Here is an 18,979-nt window from a genome sequence, read left to right on the forward strand (position 1 = left end):
CTATTTCTCCTGACTGACAGCCGCGCAAATCAAATTGATTCCGCGGGCCTGAATCTGATCGCGTGCCGAAAGCGGAAGACGATCATCGGTAATAAGGGTATGGACACTGCTCCATGGCAGCTCCAGGTTGGGGATTTTGCGGCCGATCTTGTCGGCCTCCACCATCACGACTACTTCGCGGGCGACTTCTGCCATGACCCGGCTCAGCCCCAGTAATTCGTTGAAAGTGGTGGTACCGCGGACCAGATCGATGCCATCGGCACCGATAAAAAGTTGGTCAAAGTCGTAAGAGCGTAGAACCTGCTCGGCGACCTGCCCCTGAAAGGACTCGGAATGCGGGTCCCAAGTGCCGCCGGTCATCAACAGCACCGGCTCGTGTTCGAGCTCGCTCAGCGCATTGGCAACGTGCAGCGAGTTGGTCATCACCACCAGCCCTGGCTGCTGACCGAGCTCCGGAATCATCGCGGCCGTGGTGCTGCCGCTGTCGATGATGATCCGCGCATGCTCACGAATACGTGTGACGGCGGCGCGGGCAATGGCTTGTTTGTACTTGGAGACGGGTTGGCCGATGTCAGCGACCAATTCCTGAGGCATGGTGATCGCTCCGCCGTAACGGCGCAGCAGCAGGCCGTGACTCTCGAGTGCCGCCAGATCTTTTCGAATCGTAACTTCCGAAGTTTCGAAGCGCTTTGCCAGCTCGTCTACACTGACTTCGCCCTGCTCATTGAGCAAGGTGAGGATATTGTGCCGGCGTTGGGGTGTGTTGCGCTTCGACATGGGCTAGTAAGTTTCGATTCGAAAGATAACGGAAGCAATCAAAACCTATAGCCGGAATTTCGTCAAGCATGATGCGATAAAAAGGCCTGTGCATAACTAAAAAAATCGTAGCTTATGGCGAGTCATTCAGTACCTGCCGCAAACTACGATTTTTTGATTTTGAAGCGCTGTGGATAACTCAGCTCTTCTTGACCTTTTCCGGCCGCTTCCAGCCGTCGATATTCTTCTGCCGCGCCCGGCCCACCGCCAACTGGGCGTTATCCACATTCTGGGTAATGGTCGAACCGGCCGCCGTGGTCGCACCGGCAGCGATATCCACAGGCGCCACCAACGAGTTGTTGGAACCGATGAACACATCTTCGCCCACCACGGTTTTCCACTTGTTGACGCCGTCGTAGTTGCAGGTGATGGTGCCCGCGCCAATGTTGGTGCGCGCACCGATCTCCGCGTCCCCAAGGTAAGACAGATGACCGGCTTTCGCGCCTTCGCCCAGGTGAGCGTTCTTCAATTCAACAAAGTTACCCACATGTGCGCGAGCCTCAAGTACGGTACCCGGACGCAGGCGCGCGAATGGACCGGCATCGCTGCCCTCGCCCAGAATTGCGCCTTCGATATGGCTGTTGGCCTTGATCACCACGCCTTTGCGCAGGGTGCTGTCCTTGATCACACAGTTCGGGCCGATCACCACGTCGTCTTCGATGACTACTTTGCCTTCGAGGATCACGTTGATATCAATCAGTACATCGCGGCCGACAGTGACTTCACCACGCACATCGAAACGAGCCGGGTCACGCAAGGTCACGCCTTGAGCCATCAACCGGCGGCCGGCGCGCAATTGATAGTGACGCTCAAGTTCGGAAAGTTGCTTGCGGTCATTGGCGCCCTGCACTTCCATGGCGTCGTGCGGTTGCTCGGTGGCAACCACCAGCCCATCGCTGACCGCCATGGCGATCACGTCGGTCAGGTAGTACTCGCCCTGGGCATTGTTGTTGGAGAGACGGCTCATCCAGCCACCCAGTTGTGCGAAAGGCAGGGCGAGAATGCCGGTGTTGCCTTCAGTGATCGCACGCTCGTCTTCGTTGGCGTCTTTTTGCTCAACGATCGCCGTGACCTTGCCAGCGGCATCGCGAACGATGCGGCCGTAACCGGTCGGGTCGTCCAGTTCAACGGTCAGCAAGCCCAGTTGCTGCGGCGCCACTTTCTTGAGCAGGCGTTGCAGGGTTTCGACTTCAATGAGCGGCACGTCACCGTAGAGAATCAGTACGGTATCGGACTCAATGAACGGTACGGCCTGAGCCACCGCATGACCGGTACCCAGTTGTTTGTCCTGCAGGACGAAATTCAGATCGTCCGCCGCCAAGCGCTCACGTACTGCTTCGGCACCATGGCCTATCACCACATGGATGCGCTGTGGATCAAGTTGTCGGGCGCTGTGGATAACATGGCCAAGCATCGAGTTGCCGGCAATCGGGTGCAGAACTTTTGGCAACGCCGAGCGCATGCGAGTGCCTTGGCCGGCAGCGAGAATAACGATTTCTAGAGACATGACTGGCTACCAATCCTGGGTGGTCAGCGGCTGCGACCAGATTATGAAAGTTGGAAAAGAAAAAAGGGTAGCCGAGGCTACCCTTTTTAATCAATCGCGCAACAAGCGATGGCCTTTTAGTGGCCGAACTTCTTGCGGATCTGCTGGACGGTGCGCAGCTGAGCTGTCGCCTCGGCCAGACGTGCAGCAGCAGAACCGTAATCGAATTCTGCGCCACGTTCATGCAAGGCCTTCTCGGCAGCCTTAACGGCTTCCTGAGCGGAGGCTTCATCCAGGTCGGCAGCACGTTGCACGGTGTCGGCAAGAACCTTGACCATGTTCGGCTGAACCTCGAGGAAACCACCCGAGATGTAAAACACCTCGGCTTCCCCGCCCTGCTTGATCAGGCGGATCGGGCCCGGCTTGAGATTAGTGATCAGCGGCGCGTGACCCAGGGCGATACCAAGATCACCCAGTGCACCGTGCGCAATCACCATCTCGACCAGGCCGGAAAAGATTTCTCCTTCCGCGCTGACGATATCGCAATGGACTGTCATAGCCATCTGATTGCCTCAACCTAAATTAGCGCCCGTTTCCGGGCGCCGGGATTACAGTTTCTTGGCTTTCTCGATCGCTTCTTCGATGCCGCCGACCATGTAGAACGCTTGTTCTGGCAGGTGGTCGTAGTCACCGTTGAGGATGCCTTTGAAGCCAGCAATGGTGTCTTTCAGGGAAACGTATTTACCCGAAGCACCGGTGAAGACTTCAGCCACGAAGAACGGCTGCGACAAGAAACGCTGGATCTTACGAGCACGGTTTACCAACTGCTTATCGGCTTCCGACAGCTCGTCCATACCCAGGATCGCAATGATGTCCTTCAGTTCTTTGTAACGCTGCAGAACATACTGTACACCGCGAGCGGTGTCGTAGTGGTCCTGGCCGATTACGTTCGGGTCCAGCTGGCGCGAAGTCGAGTCGAGTGGATCGACCGCTGGGTAGATACCCAGGGAAGCGATGTCACGGGACAGAACGACGGTGGCGTCCAAGTGGGCGAAGGTGGTCGCTGGCGACGGGTCAGTCAAGTCATCCGCAGGTACGTATACCGCTTGGATCGAGGTGATCGAACCGTTTTTGGTCGAAGTGATACGCTCTTGCAGAGTACCCATCTCTTCGGCCAAGGTCGGCTGGTAACCTACTGCAGAAGGCATACGGCCCAGCAGTGCGGATACTTCAGTACCGGCCAGGGTGTAACGATAGATGTTGTCGACGAACAGCAGAACGTCGTTACCTTCGTCACGGAACTTCTCGGCCATGGTCAGGCCGGTCAGTGCTACGCGCAGACGGTTACCCGGCGGCTCGTTCATCTGACCGTAAACCAGTGCCACTTTGTCCAGAACGTTGGAATCCTTCATCTCGTGGTAGAAGTCGTTACCCTCACGAGTACGCTCACCCACACCGGCGAACACGGAATAACCGCTGTGCTCGATGGCGATGTTACGGATCAGTTCCATCATGTTTACGGTTTTGCCTACACCGGCACCACCGAACAGACCAACTTTACCACCCTTGGCGAACGGGCAAACCAGGTCGATAACCTTGATGCCGGTTTCCAGCAGGTCGTTGCCGCCCGCTTGTTCAGCGAAGGTTGGTGCAGGACGGTGAATGCCCCAGCGCTCATCGGTGTCGATCGGGCCAGCTTCGTCGATCGGGTTGCCCAGAACGTCCATGATCCGGCCCAGAGTCGCTTTACCGACCGGTACGGAGATGGCTGCGCCGGAGTCGATGACGTCCAGACCACGCTTCAAGCCCTCGGTGGAGCCCATCGCAATGGTACGAACCACGCCGTCGCCCAGCTGTTGCTGAACTTCCAGAGTGGTTGCGGCCGCGCTTTGTACTGTCAGCGCGTTGTAGATGCTCGGTACGCTGTCGCGTGGAAATTCCACGTCGATAACGGCGCCGATGATTTGAACGATACGTCCGCTACTCATAGCTGGATCCTCTGAATATTTGAACCGTTAAACCGCGGCAGCGCCGCCGACGATTTCCGAGATCTCTTGGGTGATCGCAGCCTGACGCGCCTTGTTGTAGATCAGCTGCAAATCGCTGATCAAATCACCGGCGTTGTCGGTAGCGTTCTTCATCGCGATCATCCGCGCAGCTTGTTCAGCCGCGTTGTTCTCGACCACCGCCTGGTAGACCTGCGACTCCACGTAGCGAACCATCAAGCCGTCAAGCAGCTCTTTGGCGTCCGGTTCGTAGAGATAGTCCCAGTGGTGCTTGAGTTCTTGATCCGGGGTTGCCACCAATGGAATCAACTGCTCCACGGTAGGCTGCTGCGTCATGGTGTTGATGAACTTGTTGGACACAACGCTCAGACGGTCGATACGACCATCCAGGTAGGCATCCAGCATCACCTTGACGCTGCCAATCAGATCATTGATCGACGGCTCTTCACCCAGGTGGCTGATAGCTGCTACGACGTTGCCGCCGAAGTTGCGGAAGAAAGCCGCACCCTTGCTACCAACAACACACAGATCGATCTCGACGCCGTTTTCACGGTTTTTCGCCATGTCCTTGACCAAGGCCTTGAACAGGTTGGTGTTCAAGCCACCACACAGACCACGGTCACTGCTCACCACAACATAACCAACGCGCTTGATTTCACGGTCGATCATGAACGGGTGGCGATATTCCGGGTTAGCGTTGGCCAAATGACCAATAACCTGGCGGATGCGCTCCGCATAAGGACGGCTAGCAGCCATGCGCATTTGTGCCTTGCGCATTTTACTGACCGCCACTTTTTCCATGGCGCTGGTAATCTTTTGCGTGCTTTTGATGCTCGCAATCTTACTGCGAATCTCTTTTGCGCCTGCCATGTAACACCTATCAGGTTAGCAAGCGGGAGCCTTGCGGCTCCCGCTGCGGCTTACCAGGTTTGGGTGGCCTTGAACTTCTCGATACCGGCTTTCATGCCAGCGTCGATTTCGTCATTGAAGTCACCCTTCACGTTGATCTTCGCCATCAAATCGGCGTGATCGCGGTTGAAGAAAGCAATCAGCGCTTGTTCAAAGCTGCCGACCTTGGTGATTTCGACGTCAGTCAGGAACCCGCGCTCAGCGGCATACAGCGACAGCGCCATGTCAGCAATCGACATTGGTGCGTATTGCTTCTGCTTCATCAGCTCGGTAACGCGCTGACCATGCTCAAGTTGCTTACGGGTCGCTTCGTCCAGGTCAGATGCAAACTGGGCGAATGCCGCCAGTTCACGGTACTGAGCCAGAGCGGTACGGATACCACCGGAGAGCTTCTTGATGATCTTGGTCTGAGCGGCACCACCCACACGGGATACCGAAACACCGGCGTTCACAGCAGGACGGATCCCGGAGTTGAACATGGCCGATTCCAGGAAGATCTGACCGTCGGTGATGGAAATCACGTTGGTCGGAACGAACGCGGAAACGTCGCCAGCCTGGGTTTCGATGATCGGCAGTGCGGTCAGGGAACCGGTTTTGCCGGTCACTGCGCCGTTGGTGAACTTCTCTACGTATTCTTCCGAAACGCGGGATGCGCGCTCCAGCAGACGGGAGTGGAGATAGAACACGTCGCCTGGGTAAGCTTCACGGCCTGGCGGACGGCGCAGCAGCAGGGAAATCTGGCGGTAAGCCACTGCTTGCTTGGACAGATCGTCATAAACGATCAGCGCGTCTTCACCGCGGTCGCGGAAGAATTCACCCATGGTGCAACCGGAGTACGGTGCCAGGAATTGCAGTGCTGCAGATTCCGAAGCGCTCGCTGCCACGACAATGGTGTTAGCCAGTGCGCCGTTTTCTTCCAGCTTGCGAACCACGTTGGCGATGGTCGATTGTTTCTGACCGATAGCTACGTAGACGCAGAAAATGCCGCTGTCTTTCTGGTTGATGATCGCGTCGATCGCCAGAGCGGTTTTACCGATCTGACGGTCACCGATGATCAGCTCACGCTGGCCACGGCCGACAGGGATCATCGCATCGACAGCCTTGTAGCCAGTCTGTACAGGCTGGTCTACCGACTTACGCCAGATCACGCCTGGAGCAACTTTCTCGACCGCATCGGTCAAGGTGTTGTTCAGCGGACCTTTGCCGTCAACTGGGTTACCCAGTGCGTCGACTACGCGACCCAGCAGTTCCTTACCAACCGGAACTTCGAGGATGCGGCCGGTGCACTTGGCGCTCATGCCTTCAGCCAGAGACTGGTAGGAGCCCAATACAACGGCGCCTACAGAGTCTTGCTCAAGGTTGAGGGCCATACCGAAGACGCCGCCCGGAAACTCGATCATCTCGCCGTACATTACGTCGGCCAGACCGTGAATCCGCACGATACCGTCAGATACGCTGACGACAGTGCCTTCGTTACGGGCTTGGGAGGTCACATCGAGCTTGTCGATGCGGCCCTTGATAATTTCACTTATTTCGGAAGGATTGAGTTGCTGCATTGCTCTGCTGCCCCTTCAAACTCAAGATTTCAATGCTTCGGCAAGATTCGCGAGTTTGCCGCGAACCGAGCCATCGATAACCAGGTCGCCGGCGCGGATGACAATGCCCCCAATAAGGGATTTGTCTTCCTCGACTTGCAGGCGCACTTCCCGGTTGAGTCGTGCACTGAGAACCTTGGCGAGTTTGTCTTGCTGTTCTTGGTTCAATGCAAAAGCACTGGTCACTTCAACGTCTACCGACTTCTCTTGTTCGGCCTTGTACAGGTCAAACAGAGCGGCGATCTCCGGCAACAGCGGGAGACGGTCGTTTTCGGCAACGACGTTGATGAAGTTCTGTGCCTTGGCATCAAACTTGTCACCGCACACGTCAATAAACGTGGCGGCCTTGTCTGCGCTCGTCAGTCGCGGGGCCTTGAGCACGCGCTGCATGGTGTCGTCTTGCGACACTGCTGCAGCCAGGCCGAGCATGGCTGACCAAGAGGCCAGTTGCTGGTGGGCCTGGGCGTGCTCGAAGGCTGCCTTAGCGTAAGGTCGGGCCAACGTGGTCAATTCTGCCATGATCGCCCTCGCTTAAATTTCAGCAGCCAGTTTGTTTACCAGCTCCGCGTGCGCGTTTTGATCGATTGTGGAACCCAGGATCTTCTCGGCGCCGGAGACTGCCAGGCTACCCAGTTGGGCACGCAGCGCGTCTTTGACACTGTTCAGTTCCTGTTCGATCTCGGCCTGAGCCTGAACCTTCACACGGTCAGCGTCGATACGGGCTTTTTCAACAGCCTCTTCAACAATCTGGTTACCGCGTTTCTTGGCTTGCTCAATGATTTCGGCTGCCTGAGCTTTAGCTTCGCGCAGTTGTTGACCCGCTTTATCTTGGGCCAATTCCAGGTCGCGAGCTGCTCGGGCGGCAGCGTCCAGTCCATCCGCAATCTTCTTCTGACGTTCGTGCAAAGCCGCGATGACCGGAGGCCACACGAACTTCATGCAAAACAGTACAAAAATGAAGAACGCAACGGACTGGCCAATCAGGGTTGCATTAATGTTCACGCCAACACCTCGCTCGTTCGTTACACATCACACCAACTACTCGAAGGTTCGAGTAATTAGCCAGCGAGTTGACCAACGAATGGGTTCGCGAAGGTGAAGAACAGAGCGATACCAACACCGATCATGGTTACGGCGTCGAGCAGACCGGCAACGATGAACATTTTAACTTGGAGCATTGGAACCATTTCTGGCTGACGCGCTGCGCCTTCCAGGAACTTGCCACCCAACAGGCCGAAACCAATTGCGGTACCCAGTGCGCCCAGGCCGATCAACAGTGCAACAGCGATAGCGGTTAGACCAACTACAGTTTCCATCTTTCCTCCCGACTTTTACGTCGTATGGTTTAGGTTTTTTAGATTTTAAAGCGGTAAAACAAATCGTTTCATAGCCCTGTTCGGGCACCCACTCGTTTGACCGAGTGGGACATCAGACTAGTCGAGACTGGTCTTAATGGTTCTCTTCGTGCGCCATCGACAGGTAAACGATGGTCAGCATCATGAAGATAAACGCCTGCAGGGTGATGATCAGGATGTGGAACACAGCCCACGCCCACTGCAGAACAATGCCCAGGCCGCTAAGCCAGAGCAGACCGCTGCCGAACATCACAGCAATCAGAATGAAGACCAGCTCGCCGGCGTACATGTTGCCGAACAGACGCAGTGCCAGGGAAATTGGCTTGGCAACCAGCGTCACGAACTCCAGCAGGAAGTTCACCGGGATCAGCAGCGCTTGAACGAAGATGTTCTTGCTGCCGAACGGGTGCAGGGTCAGTTCGCCGATGAAGCCGCCGATACCCTTGACCTTGATGCTGTAGAAGATGATCAACGCGAACACCGACAGGGACATACCCAGGGTCGCGTTCGGGTCAGTGGTCGGAACAGCACGGAAGACCAGATGCGGGTCGCCGGTAATGATGGCAGCCACTTTCGGAATCCAGTCGACCGGAACCAGATCGACGGCGTTCATCAGGAACACCCAGACAAAAATCGTCAGTGCCAATGGTGCGATCAATGGATTACGGCCGTGAAAGGTATCTTTCACGCTGCTGTCGACGAACTCGATCAGAACCTCGACGAAGTTCTGTAGGCCGCCAGGCTGACCGGAAGTCGCCTTCTTTGCCGCCATGCGGAAAAGAAGAACGAAGATCAGACCCAACGCGACCGACCAGCCGAGGGTATCGACGTGGAAAGCCCAAAAGCCCATTTCTTTGGCTTCTGCTGCGGTGTGGGCAAAACCCCACCCGCCAGTTGGGTGCTGACCGAAGGTCAGGTTCTGCAAGTGGTGCTGGATATAGCCCGAAGCGGTTGTCTCTGCCATGGTTGCCTCAAACGCCCTAAGGTCTCGAAAGTCTTGTTCTCATCAGCAGGGGCGCGAACCAGCTGACCAGTTGGGTCAACACGAAGACGCCGAATACAGCTAGCGGCGCCAATGGCTTCACACCTGCAAACGTCAATGCAAAGAGCACTGCCGTCAAAATCAGTTTGCCCGCCTCGCCGGCATAAAATGACCGGACGATGGCTTGAGCTGCTCGGGCGCCGGAAAACCGAAATGCCCTGTGAGCGAAATAAACATTGGGTAGCAAGGCTATCAGGCCTCCACAGAGTCCTGAGTACCCGGCTACGACTCCATGCCAGTACCAGAGCGCCAAGGCGGCCAGTACCAAAACGACAAATTGAGCCAGTAGGACCGGAAAAACTGCCAGGCGATGGAACGGCAAGCGGTTTGGCGTGCGGCTCTCCATCGTTATTGCTCCCCAATGATCGGCTGCCAGAATTCAATAACTTGGCATAATTTGTGCCGACAAAATGCGCGCAGAGTATAGGGGCGGTTCCGCCCCTATTCAACTGTCAGGTAGTGATTTCCGACTGCACGCTACATGAGGAAATGTTTCAACGAATGTGTGCAAGCACACCCTGCAACTCGTCGAGGGAGTTGTAACCAATAACCAACTGCCCCTTCCCCTTCTTACCGTGGCGAATCTGCACCGCAGAGCCTAGGCGTTCGGCCAGGCGCTGCTCAAGTCGGGCTATATCCGGGTCCGGTTTTACCGGTTCGGCAGGCTCCTGTTTGCCACTCAACCACTGGCGAACCAGTGCTTCAGTCTGGCGCACAGTCAGCCCCCGTGCGACAACGTGTCGCGCCCCTTCTACCTGTTGATTCTCCGGTAAACCGAGCAAAGCACGCGCATGACCCATTTCCAGGTCACCGTGCGACAGCATGGTTTTGATAACTTCCGGCAACGCGATCAAGCGTAGCAGGTTGGCCACGGTCACGCGGGATTTGCCCACTGCTTCAGCAACCTGTTGCTGAGTCAGCTGGAATTCCTGCTGCAAACGCTGCAACGCCACCGCTTCTTCGATCGGATTGAGGTCTTCACGCTGGATATTCTCGATCAGCGCCATTGCGATGGCCGTTTCATCCGGTACATCGCGAACCATCGCCGGGATGGTTTCCTGGCCAGCCTGCTGGCTTGCGCGCCAGCGGCGTTCACCGGCGATGATCTCGAAGCGACCGCTACCGATCGGGCGGACCACGATCGGCTGCATAACCCCCTGGGCCTTGATCGACTGCGCCAATTCTTCCAGCGCTTGAGGATCCATATCCCGACGGGGCTGGTACTTGCCCCGCTGGATCAGGTCCAGGGGCAGGTGCTGCAGCTCACGCTGGTCGGCTTGCACCGCTTGTTCTTCCAGCGAGCTAACAGTCGGACCACTCAGCAGTGCATCCAGTCCACGTCCGAGACCTCGTTTCTTGACGGCCATGGGGATTCCTTAAGTTGCCTGAGCAGCGGCGGTGCGTGAGTTTTTGCGTTGACGACGAACCATCTCGCCCGCCAAAGCCAGATAGGCAATGGCGCCCCGTGATGACTTGTCGTACGCCAATGCCGGCATCCCATAACTAGGCGCTTCGGCCAGGCGGATGTTGCGCGGAATCACGGTGTCGTAGAGCTGCTCGCCGAAGTGTTCCTTGAGCTGTGCGGACACATCGTTCATCAGGCTCAGACGCGGGTCGTACATGGTCCGCAACAGGCCTTCGACTTTCAGATTCGGGTTCAGCAGCTCGGCGATGCGCTTGATGTTATCCACAAGGTCACTCAGACCTTCGAGCGCGAAGTACTCGCACTGCATGGGGATAATCACCCCATCGGCGGCAACCAGCGCGTTCAGCGTCAGCATCGACAACGACGGCGGGCAGTCGATCAAAATGTAATCGTAGTTTTCACGGATCGGCGCCAATGCACTGCGCAGGCGGCTTTCCTTCATCTGCATTTCCAGCAGAACCACTTCAGCCGCCGTCAGGTCACGGTTAGCTGGCAACAACTGGTAACCACCGTGCTCGGAGAAATGCATGGCCTGGGCCAGGTCGCATTCACCGATCAGCAAGTCGTAGACCGAGTTTTCCAGACCGTGTTTATCCACACCGCTACCCATGGTGGCGTTGCCCTGTGGATCGAGATCGATCAGCAGCACCCGACGCTTGGTAGCGACGAGGGAAGCTGCGAGGTTGATGCAGGTGGTGGTTTTACCCACACCACCCTTTTGGTTCGCAATCGCGAATACCTTAGCCATTCTTGCTTGTGTTCCCAATCATGCCGTGCGGCGCAGTATCAGCAGATGGCGTTGGCCTTGGCAACCAGGTACGGCCAGGGCGTGTTCGCTATCGAGGTGGAAGTCTGCCGGCAATGCTACCAGCTCATCGGCCGGATGAACGCCCTTCATTGCCAGCCAGCGTGTGTCGGCGTCGCCGAGGTGGCGAGTCCAGTTGCTGAAGTTCTCCATGCTGCTGAACGCCCGGGAAATGATCCCGTTGAATGGCTGTGCAGGCTGGAAGGCTTCGACGCGACTGTGGATAACTTGCAGGTTATCCAGTTTGAGTTCGAGTTTGACCTGGGTCAGGAAGCGGGTTTTCTTGCCGTTGCTGTCCAGGCAGGTCACTTGGGACTCTGGAAACAGGATGGCCAACGGAATACCCGGCATGCCGCCACCGCTGCCAACGTCCAGCCAGCGACCGTTTTCGATGAACGACATGACGCTCAAACTATCGAGCAGGTGGCGAGAGACCATTTCGTCCGGATCGCGCACGGCGGTCAGGTTGTAGGCCTTGTTCCATTTGATCAACAGGGCCAGATAACCCAGCAGCTGCGCATGCTGGGTTTCTGTCAGTGTGACACCGAGCTGGCGAGCACCTGTGGATAACTCTTCGGCGTGTTGCGAGGTGACCAACGAACTCAAGCGCTTTGCTCCAACTGACGGCCCGCGCCGCGTTTTTTCAAATGAATCATCAACAGCGAAATAGCTGCCGGGGTTACGCCCGGGATACGCGACGCCTGGCCCAAGGTTTCAGGACGGGTCGCGCCGAGCTTGCTCTGGATCTCTTTGGAGAGACCGGAGATGTTCGTGTAATCGATATCCACAGGCAGTTTTGTATCTTCGCTGGCCCGCAGGCGTGCGATTTCATCCTGTTGACGGTCGATGTAACCAGCGTACTTGGTCTTGATTTCAACCTGTTCGGCGACCTGTGGATCATCTGCGCCCCCGCCAGTCACGGCGATCAGGCCAGCGTAATCGATTTCCGGACGGCTCAAGAGGTTGAGCAAATTGTATTCATGGGTCAGCGGCGTGCCGAACTTTTCGGAAATCGCATCGCCTTGCTCGGTACCAGGGCGTACCCAGGTACTTTTCAGACGCTGTTCTTCCAGTTCGATGCTTTCGCGTTTCGTGCAGAACGCTGCCCAACGCGCGTCATCGACCAGACCCAGTTCGCGACCTTTTTCGGTCAAGCGCAGGTCCGCGTTGTCTTCGCGCAGGATCAGGCGGTACTCGGCACGCGAGGTAAACATCCGGTACGGCTCTTGAGTACCGAGCGTAATCAGGTCGTCGACCAACACGCCGATGTACGCCTCGTCGCGACGCGGGCACCAGGCATCTTTGCCTTGTGCGCGCAGTGCAGCGTTGGCGCCGGCCAGCAAACCTTGGGCGCCAGCTTCTTCGTAACCGGTGGTGCCATTGATTTGCCCGGCGAAAAACAGACCGCCGATGACTTTGGTTTCCAGGCTGTACTTCAGGTCACGTGGATCGAAGTAGTCGTACTCGATGGCGTAGCCAGGACGAACGATGTGCGCGTTTTCCATGCCACGGATCGATTGCACGATCTGCAATTGCACGTCGAACGGCAAAGAGGTGGATATCCCGTTCGGATACAGCTCGTGAGTGGTCAGACCTTCCGGCTCGATAAAGACCTGATGGCTTTCCTTGTCGGCAAAGCGGTGGATCTTGTCTTCGATCGACGGGCAATAACGCGGGCCGATGCCTTCGATCACGCCGGAATACATCGGCGAACGATCAAGGTTGGAGGCAATGATTTCGTGAGTCCGGGCGTTCGTGTGGGTAATCCAGCAGCTCACCTGTTTCGGATGCTGCTCTTTGGACCCCATGAACGACATCACCGGGATCGGTGTATCGCCTGCTTGCTCGGTCATGACCGAGAAATCCACAGAACGACCGTCGATCCGTGGTGGCGTACCGGTTTTCAGGCGACCTACACGCAGTGGCAATTCCCGCAGACGGTGAGCCAGGGCAATCGAAGGCGGATCACCGGCACGACCGCCGGAGTAATTCTGCATTCCTATGTGGATAAGTCCACCGAGGAAGGTGCCAGTGGTCAACACCACGGAGTCCGCGAAGAAACGCAGGCCCATTTGGGTGACAACACCACGCACTTGTTCCTGCTCGACGATCAAGTCGTCAGCGGCCTGCTGAAATATCCACAGGTTCGGCTGGTTTTCCAATGCTTCGCGGACAGCGGCTTTGTACAGAACCCGGTCCGCCTGAGCGCGAGTTGCACGCACCGCCGGGCCTTTGCGGCTGTTCAACACGCGAAATTGAATACCACCTTTGTCGGTAGCCATGGCCATCGCACCACCAAGGGCGTCGATTTCTTTTACCAGATGGCTTTTACCGATCCCACCAATAGCGGGGTTGCAACTCATTGCTCCGAGGGTTTCCACGTTATGCGTCAGCAACAGGGTTTTTGCACCCATACGTGCTGAGGCCAGTGCTGCCTCGGTACCGGCATGACCGCCGCCGATGACGATCACTTCAAAACGGGAAGGGAAATCCACCACGCACCTCGTGCCTGCTTCAGTTAGGTAATCAGGAATAGTTTGAGCTCAGGTTTCTGGACCTGGTCGGCAAGTATAGGGACTTCGTCCTTCCTAAAGAACCCTTTGCACAAAATTTAACCAGCTGTGGAGAAGTCGGGGTTATAGAAATTAAAAAGAGAGAAATTTATTAAATCTTTGTTTTTATGTTTATTTCTACTGAGGCACCTTTCTGTGGATAGATTGCTACAGCCCTTTATTATCAATATGTACAGAGATTCAAAACCCTGTGGTCATGTGCCAACGAGGCCCTTGGATAACCGGTTTAAGCCTGTGGATGAAAGGGGTGGTTATCCACAGAGGCGGTTATCTTCAGTTTTGAGGCCCTGTTATCAACTGCCCTTAGTGGCAGTTATTCACAGGGCTTAATCCAAAGAAAAGCGCTCATCGGGCAAATTTCGGTCGAAGGAAAACCGCTCAACCAGAAATTATCTGCTCGGCACTGAGGGAAGATTTATCAAAAAGAGGAACAGACAGGCGCGAATGGCCTGTCTGTGGACAACGGAAGGGCTATTTACCGATACAGAAGCTGGAAAAAATCCGCCCCAACAGGTCATCGGAGCTGAATGCACCGGTGATTTCACCCAGCGAGTGCTGGGCCTGACGCAAATCCTCGGCCAATAACTCACCGGCACCTGCCAGGGTCAATTGCGCGCGGCCATGCTCAAGGGATGCGCTGGCATGACGCAGCGCCTCAAGGTGGCGCCTGCGTGCGCTGAAGCTGCTTTCTGATGTTTGCTCGTAACCCATGCAGGCCTTGAGGTGGTCGCGCAGTAACTCCAGGCCTTCGCCAGCAGACTTGGCACTCAGGCTGATGGTGACGTGGCCATCCTCACTGACTTCCACGGCAATGGCTTCGCCCGTCAGATCAGCCTTGTTACGAATCAGCGTGACTTTCGCCGGATCGGGGCGGATTTCGAGGAATTCCGGCCACAATGCGAAGGGGTCCAAGGCTTCAGGTGCCGTCGCATCGACGACCAGCAACACGCGATCCGCTTCGCCGATGGCTTTCAACGCCCGTTCTACACCGATTTTTTCCACGTGATCTTCGGTATCTCGCAGACCAGCGGTATCAACCACGTGCAGCGGCATGCCATCAATGTGGATATGTTCACGAAGAATGTCCCGGGTTGTGCCGGCAATTTCGGTCACGATCGCGGCTTCTCGACCGGCCAAGGCATTCAACAGGCTGGATTTACCGGCATTCGGCCGACCGGCAATCACCACCGTCATCCCGTCACGCAGCAAGGCGCCTTGCCCGGCTTCGCGAAGGACTGTGGACAGTTCATCGCGCACTTTATCGAGCATGGCCAATACATGACCATCGGCAAGGAAGTCGATTTCTTCCTCCGGAAAGTCGATGGCCGCCTCGACATAGATGCGCAGGCCTATCAGTTGCTCGGTGAGGTTATGCACACGCTGGGAAAAGGCGCCTTGCAAGGAACGCAGGGCGTTGCGTGCAGCTTGTGCAGAACTCGCTTCGATCAAGTCGGCGATGGCTTCAGCCTGAGCCAGGTCGAGTTTGTCGTTGAGGAAGGCTCGCTCGCTGAATTCACCGGGACGGGCGAGACGACAACCCAGTTCCAGACAACGCTTGAGCAACATATCCAGAACGATCGGCCCGCCATGACCCTGCAGCTCAAGCACGTCTTCGCCGGTGAAGGAGTTCGGTCCCGGGAAATACAACGCGATGCCTTCGTCCAGCACCTCATCGTTTTCACTGAGGAACGGGCCGTAATGGGCAAACCGGGGTTTCAGGTCCCGACCGCTGATGGCCTTGGCCGCAAGGCTCGCCAACGGCCCGGAAATTCGAACGATGCCCACGCCGCCGCGACCTTGAGCGGTTGCAACGGCTGCGATGGTTTCACGAGGAACGCTCATAAACCGGAATCCAGACAAAAGTGACAGATAGCAAAACGCCCCACTAGGGGGCGTTTTGAGTGGTTATCTACAGTGTAAATCAGGCAGCTGCTTTGGCAGCCGCTTCGATTTTACGTGTGATGTACCACTGTTGGGCGATGGACAGGCAGTTGTTCACTACCCAGTACAGCACCAGACCAGCCGGGAACCACAGGAAGAAGAAGGTGAAGATGATTGGCATCAGCTTCATCACCTTGGCCTGCATCGGGTCCGGAGGTGTCGGGTTCAACTGCTGCTGGATAAACATGGTTGCACCCATGATGATCGGCAGAATGAAGAACGGATCCTTGATCGACAGGTCGGTGATCCACAGCATGAATGGCGCCTGGCGCATTTCAACGCTTTCCAGCAGAACCCAGTACAACGAAAGGAATACCGGCATCTGCACGAGGATTGGCAAGCAACCACCCAGCGGATTGATCTTCTCTTTCTTGTACAGCTCCATCATGGCTTGCGACATTTTCTGCCGGTCATCACCATGTTGCTCTTTCAGCGCGGCCAGTTTCGGAGCCACTGCACGCATGCGCGCCATGGATTTGTAGCTGGCGGCCGACAGAGGGAAGAAAATCCCTTTGATCAGCATGGTCAGGAAGATGATCGACCAACCCCAGTTACCGACCAGCGCGTGGATATGTTGCAACAGCCAGAAAATTGGCTGGGCAATGAACCACAGAATGCCGTAGTCGACGGTCAATTCCAGACCTGGGGACAACTCTTTCAGTACTGCCTGGCTTTTCGGGCCGGCGTACAGAACAGCGCTGACTTCAGCTTTCGCACCTGGGGCAACAGTGATTGCCGGGGCGGTGTAGCCGATGATGTAGTTGCCTTTGCTGTCTTTACGGGTCTGGACGACATTGTTTTCGCCCTTCGCCGGAATCCACGCAGTCACGAAGTAGTGTTGCAACCAGGCAACCCAACCACCGTTTACGGTTTCTTTCAGCTGAGCCTTGTCCATGTCCTTCATCGACACTTTTTTGTACGGCTCGTTACTTGTCCACAGGGCTGCGCCCAAGTAAGTCGCGGTGCCGGTGGCAGTGCTGGAAGAAGGATCGGAGCTGGCATCACGTTTCAGTTGGGCGAACATCGCCCCCGACCAAGGCTTGGCGCTTTCGTTGTCGATCAAGTAGGAAACGCCTACATCGTACTGGCCACGTTTCAGAGTGAAACGCTTGATGTAGTTGACGCCGTCCTTGCTGAACTTCAGGTCCACGACCAATTGGTCTTGACCGTCAGCCAGTTGGTAAACCTTCTTCTCCGAAGACCAAACCGGACGACCGGCAGGACTTGCATCCGGACCATCAGTGCCGATCAAACCGCTTTGAGCCAGATAAGTCCGCTCGTTGCCGTTATCGAACAACTGGAACGGGATATCCGGATGGTCCTGGCGACGTGGATACAGCGGCAGCGTCAGCTGGGCAACATCACCACCCTGTGGATCGACGGCCAGGTTGAGCACATCCGTTTTGATCTGGATGAGGTCTTTGCTTGCAGCTACTGGCGTTTCAGCAGGTGCAGTGGCACTGGTATCGCTTGCGGCGCGTGGAATGTCGTCACTGACAGAAGCATTATTGCCAGTAGCCGTATCCGGTAAGCCCGGTGCGGTAGTACTGGAAGCAACATTCTGAGTCGGCAGGGCAGCCTGGCCATAGTCCTGGTTCCATTTAAGAACCATAACGTAGGACACGATTGCCAGGGCGACGATCAGGATCGTGCGTTTGATATCCATGATTACTCGGCCATCGAAGAAGAACGGGAGGTAGGGATAGATGGAACCGGGTCATAACCACCGGGATTCCACGGATGACAGCGACCTAAACGACGAAAGGTCAGCCAGCCACCGCGCAGAAGGCCATGATTTTCTATGGCTTCATACGCGTAGCAGGAACAACTGGGGTAGAAGCGACAGTGACTGGCCATCAGAGGACTAATGGCATAGCGATAAAACTGGATCGGAACGAGTGCCAGTTTACGCATCGGGACTGTCTACCCCTACAGTTTCGGTTTTGACTGCTGGTACCGGCGTGCTGCGTGCCAGACGCTTCCAGAGCTTGCCGAAATGCTGAATCAATTCGGGGCTTTCTACGTCACCCAAACCTTTGCGCGCGACGATAACGATGTCCCAGCCGACCAGTGAATCCTGGTGCAGACGGAACGATTCGCGCATCAGACGTTTGAGGCGATTGCGCTCGACGGAGAGCTTTACGCTCTTTTTCCCGATAACCAACCCGAGACGGGGGTGATCAAGATCGTTGTTGCGCGCAAGGAGCAGGAGATTTTTCCCCGGAACCTTGCCGGTAGGGGAGTCAAAGACTGCCTTGAAATGCCGGGGAGTAAGCAGACGCTTTTCCCGACTGAAGTCCTGACTCACCTCCAGTGCCGGATTATCAAACTGCCAGACGCGCACGACCTTTGGCGCGACGACGCGACAGGACGGCACGACCGTTCTTGGTAGCCATGCGAGCACGGAAACCGTGGGTACGAGCGCGTTTGATAGTGCTTGGTTGGAAAGTACGTTTCATTGTCGTGTTACCTGGTTCGTCCACAACGGGCCGGAATGGCCCCCGTTTTAAGAGACCGGGGATTCTAGAGAAAGCAAGCCTCTAGGTCAATTTCCAACCAACGTTTCCTTATAAATAGATCTCCAGAGGTTTTGCTCGTGAATAACCCGTCGTTAGAAATATAAATAAGAAAGGAATTATTTAAAGCTTTTCTGTAAAGCTTATAAAAGCTAGGCAGGCGATCGTCTGTGGATAACTACCTTTGAGCCTTCTAATCCGCGCTGTACAGAGAATGACAACTACCGTGGAAAACGGGGGGCAGCCTGTGCTGCGCTGTCGGATAACCTGTGGGTGAAAGGGAGTGTTATCCACAGGCTGGTTATCCACTGAGTTTCCCCCCTACTTGTGCAACGACCTTAGACCCGGTTATCCACAGAGCTTATGCACAGACCGCTGGTCGTGTTTTTTGCGTATAAAACGTTGATTCTTCTTGTCCAGTGATCCACCTACGTGTGGATAAGTCGGCGTCTGGTCGCTACAATGGCCGCTTGTTTTTGCCTCACCGGCTTTCAACTTAGGGGATATCC

Annotated in this window: 20 protein-coding genes; all 20 read right to left on the reverse strand. The window is 56.0% G+C overall.

The window, feature by feature from the left end; translation table 11 throughout:
• Positions 1-777 carry a DeoR/GlpR family DNA-binding transcription regulator gene (locus ACA048_RS29655; protein WP_497627418.1) on the reverse strand — a complete coding sequence of 259 codons (777 nt, stop codon included), beginning with the start codon at positions 775-777 and terminating at the stop codon, positions 1-3.
• Positions 778-955: 178 nt separating this feature from the next.
• Positions 956-2,323, reverse strand: coding sequence for a bifunctional UDP-N-acetylglucosamine diphosphorylase/glucosamine-1-phosphate N-acetyltransferase GlmU (glmU, locus tag ACA048_RS29660; RefSeq protein WP_497627419.1), 1,368 nt, complete (start codon positions 2,321-2,323; stop codon positions 956-958).
• A 116-nt stretch (positions 2,324-2,439) separates the two neighbouring features.
• The gene (locus ACA048_RS29665; protein ID WP_497627420.1) at positions 2,440-2,865 is read right to left on the reverse strand and encodes a F0F1 ATP synthase subunit epsilon; all 426 of its coding nucleotides are present in this window, start codon (positions 2,863-2,865) and stop codon (positions 2,440-2,442) included.
• 45 nt (positions 2,866-2,910) lie between these two features.
• Positions 2,911-4,290, reverse strand: a complete 1,380-nt coding sequence (gene atpD, locus ACA048_RS29670; protein ID WP_027926214.1) for a F0F1 ATP synthase subunit beta — start codon at positions 4,288-4,290, stop codon at positions 2,911-2,913.
• Positions 4,291-4,317: 27 nt separating this feature from the next.
• A complete protein-coding gene (gene atpG, locus ACA048_RS29675) occupies positions 4,318-5,178 on the reverse strand; it encodes a F0F1 ATP synthase subunit gamma (RefSeq protein ID WP_054048164.1) in 861 nt (286 codons plus the stop codon).
• Between the two features lie 50 nt (positions 5,179-5,228).
• Entirely contained in the window at positions 5,229-6,773 is a 1,545-nt protein-coding gene (gene atpA, locus ACA048_RS29680; protein WP_497627421.1) for a F0F1 ATP synthase subunit alpha, read from the reverse strand.
• Between the two features lie 21 nt (positions 6,774-6,794).
• Positions 6,795-7,331, reverse strand: coding sequence for a F0F1 ATP synthase subunit delta (locus tag ACA048_RS29685; protein ID WP_007948089.1), 537 nt, complete (start codon positions 7,329-7,331; stop codon positions 6,795-6,797).
• 12 nt (positions 7,332-7,343) lie between these two features.
• Positions 7,344-7,814, reverse strand: a complete 471-nt coding sequence (locus ACA048_RS29690) for a F0F1 ATP synthase subunit B (protein WP_007948090.1) — start codon at positions 7,812-7,814, stop codon at positions 7,344-7,346.
• 56 nt (positions 7,815-7,870) lie between these two features.
• A complete protein-coding gene (atpE, locus tag ACA048_RS29695) occupies positions 7,871-8,128 on the reverse strand; it encodes a F0F1 ATP synthase subunit C (protein ID WP_002555987.1) in 258 nt (85 codons plus the stop codon).
• A 133-nt stretch (positions 8,129-8,261) separates the two neighbouring features.
• A complete protein-coding gene (gene atpB, locus ACA048_RS29700; RefSeq protein ID WP_123367462.1) occupies positions 8,262-9,131 on the reverse strand; it encodes a F0F1 ATP synthase subunit A in 870 nt (289 codons plus the stop codon).
• A gap of 16 nt (positions 9,132-9,147) precedes the next feature.
• A complete protein-coding gene (locus tag ACA048_RS29705) occupies positions 9,148-9,555 on the reverse strand; it encodes a F0F1 ATP synthase subunit I (protein WP_007948092.1) in 408 nt (135 codons plus the stop codon).
• A 148-nt stretch (positions 9,556-9,703) separates the two neighbouring features.
• Positions 9,704-10,576: a ParB/RepB/Spo0J family partition protein gene (locus tag ACA048_RS29710; protein WP_008027541.1), complete on the reverse strand. Its 873-nt coding sequence runs from the start codon at positions 10,574-10,576 to the stop codon at positions 9,704-9,706.
• 9 nt (positions 10,577-10,585) lie between these two features.
• Complete coding sequence (locus tag ACA048_RS29715) at positions 10,586-11,383, reverse strand: ParA family protein (RefSeq protein WP_007948095.1); 798 nt, start codon at positions 11,381-11,383, stop codon at positions 10,586-10,588.
• Between the two features lie 18 nt (positions 11,384-11,401).
• On the reverse strand, positions 11,402-12,046 hold the full coding sequence (gene rsmG, locus ACA048_RS29720) for a 16S rRNA (guanine(527)-N(7))-methyltransferase RsmG (protein ID WP_007948096.1): 645 nt from the start codon (positions 12,044-12,046) through the stop codon (positions 11,402-11,404).
• Entirely contained in the window at positions 12,043-13,935 is a 1,893-nt protein-coding gene (mnmG, locus tag ACA048_RS29725) for a tRNA uridine-5-carboxymethylaminomethyl(34) synthesis enzyme MnmG (RefSeq protein WP_497627422.1), read from the reverse strand. The genes rsmG and mnmG overlap by 4 nt, the downstream gene beginning before the upstream one ends.
• A gap of 549 nt (positions 13,936-14,484) precedes the next feature.
• Positions 14,485-15,855, reverse strand: a complete 1,371-nt coding sequence (gene mnmE, locus ACA048_RS29730; RefSeq protein ID WP_497627423.1) for a tRNA uridine-5-carboxymethylaminomethyl(34) synthesis GTPase MnmE — start codon at positions 15,853-15,855, stop codon at positions 14,485-14,487.
• A 79-nt stretch (positions 15,856-15,934) separates the two neighbouring features.
• On the reverse strand, positions 15,935-17,620 hold the full coding sequence (yidC, locus tag ACA048_RS29735; protein WP_497627424.1) for a membrane protein insertase YidC: 1,686 nt from the start codon (positions 17,618-17,620) through the stop codon (positions 15,935-15,937).
• A 2-nt stretch (positions 17,621-17,622) separates the two neighbouring features.
• A complete protein-coding gene (yidD, locus tag ACA048_RS29740) occupies positions 17,623-17,868 on the reverse strand; it encodes a membrane protein insertion efficiency factor YidD (protein ID WP_052966011.1) in 246 nt (81 codons plus the stop codon).
• Positions 17,861-18,262 (reverse strand): ribonuclease P protein component, encoded by a 402-nt coding sequence (gene rnpA / locus ACA048_RS29745; RefSeq protein WP_497629946.1) that lies wholly within the window; start codon positions 18,260-18,262, stop codon positions 17,861-17,863. The genes yidD and rnpA overlap by 8 nt, the downstream gene beginning before the upstream one ends.
• Positions 18,263-18,278: 16 nt before the next feature.
• Positions 18,279-18,413, reverse strand: coding sequence for a 50S ribosomal protein L34 (gene rpmH, locus ACA048_RS29750; protein WP_003213577.1), 135 nt, complete (start codon positions 18,411-18,413; stop codon positions 18,279-18,281).
• Positions 18,414-18,979 lie beyond the last annotated feature (566 nt).

The organism is Pseudomonas sp. LBUM1659, from assembly GCF_059716045.1.

What these genes read in the sequence shown, in the direction of transcription:
- ACA048_RS29655 (WP_497627418.1), bottom strand. Translation starts at nt 777, where the DNA reads ATGTCGAAGCGCAACACACCCCAACGCCGGCACAATATCCTCACCTTG.
- glmU (WP_497627419.1), bottom strand. Translation starts at nt 2,323, where the DNA reads ATGTCTCTAGAAATCGTTATTCTCGCTGCCGGCCAAGGCACTCGCATG.
- ACA048_RS29665 (WP_497627420.1), bottom strand. Translation starts at nt 2,865, where the DNA reads ATGGCTATGACAGTCCATTGCGATATCGTCAGCGCGGAAGGAGAAATC.
- atpD (WP_027926214.1), bottom strand. Translation starts at nt 4,290, where the DNA reads ATGAGTAGCGGACGTATCGTTCAAATCATCGGCGCCGTTATCGACGTG.
- atpG (WP_054048164.1), bottom strand. Translation starts at nt 5,178, where the DNA reads ATGGCAGGCGCAAAAGAGATTCGCAGTAAGATTGCGAGCATCAAAAGC.
- atpA (WP_497627421.1), bottom strand. Translation starts at nt 6,773, where the DNA reads ATGCAGCAACTCAATCCTTCCGAAATAAGTGAAATTATCAAGGGCCGC.
- ACA048_RS29685 (WP_007948089.1), bottom strand. Translation starts at nt 7,331, where the DNA reads ATGGCAGAATTGACCACGTTGGCCCGACCTTACGCTAAGGCAGCCTTC.
- atpE (WP_002555987.1), bottom strand. Translation starts at nt 8,128, where the DNA reads ATGGAAACTGTAGTTGGTCTAACCGCTATCGCTGTTGCACTGTTGATC.
- atpB (WP_123367462.1), bottom strand. Translation starts at nt 9,131, where the DNA reads ATGGCAGAGACAACCGCTTCGGGCTATATCCAGCACCACTTGCAGAAC.
- ACA048_RS29705 (WP_007948092.1), bottom strand. Translation starts at nt 9,555, where the DNA reads ATGGAGAGCCGCACGCCAAACCGCTTGCCGTTCCATCGCCTGGCAGTT.
- ACA048_RS29710 (WP_008027541.1), bottom strand. Translation starts at nt 10,576, where the DNA reads ATGGCCGTCAAGAAACGAGGTCTCGGACGTGGACTGGATGCACTGCTG.
- ACA048_RS29715 (WP_007948095.1), bottom strand. Translation starts at nt 11,383, where the DNA reads ATGGCTAAGGTATTCGCGATTGCGAACCAAAAGGGTGGTGTGGGTAAA.
- mnmE (WP_497627423.1), bottom strand. Translation starts at nt 15,855, where the DNA reads ATGAGCGTTCCTCGTGAAACCATCGCAGCCGTTGCAACCGCTCAAGGT.
- yidC (WP_497627424.1), bottom strand. Translation starts at nt 17,620, where the DNA reads ATGGATATCAAACGCACGATCCTGATCGTCGCCCTGGCAATCGTGTCC.
- yidD (WP_052966011.1), bottom strand. Translation starts at nt 17,868, where the DNA reads ATGCGTAAACTGGCACTCGTTCCGATCCAGTTTTATCGCTATGCCATT.
- rpmH (WP_003213577.1), bottom strand. Translation starts at nt 18,413, where the DNA reads ATGAAACGTACTTTCCAACCAAGCACTATCAAACGCGCTCGTACCCAC.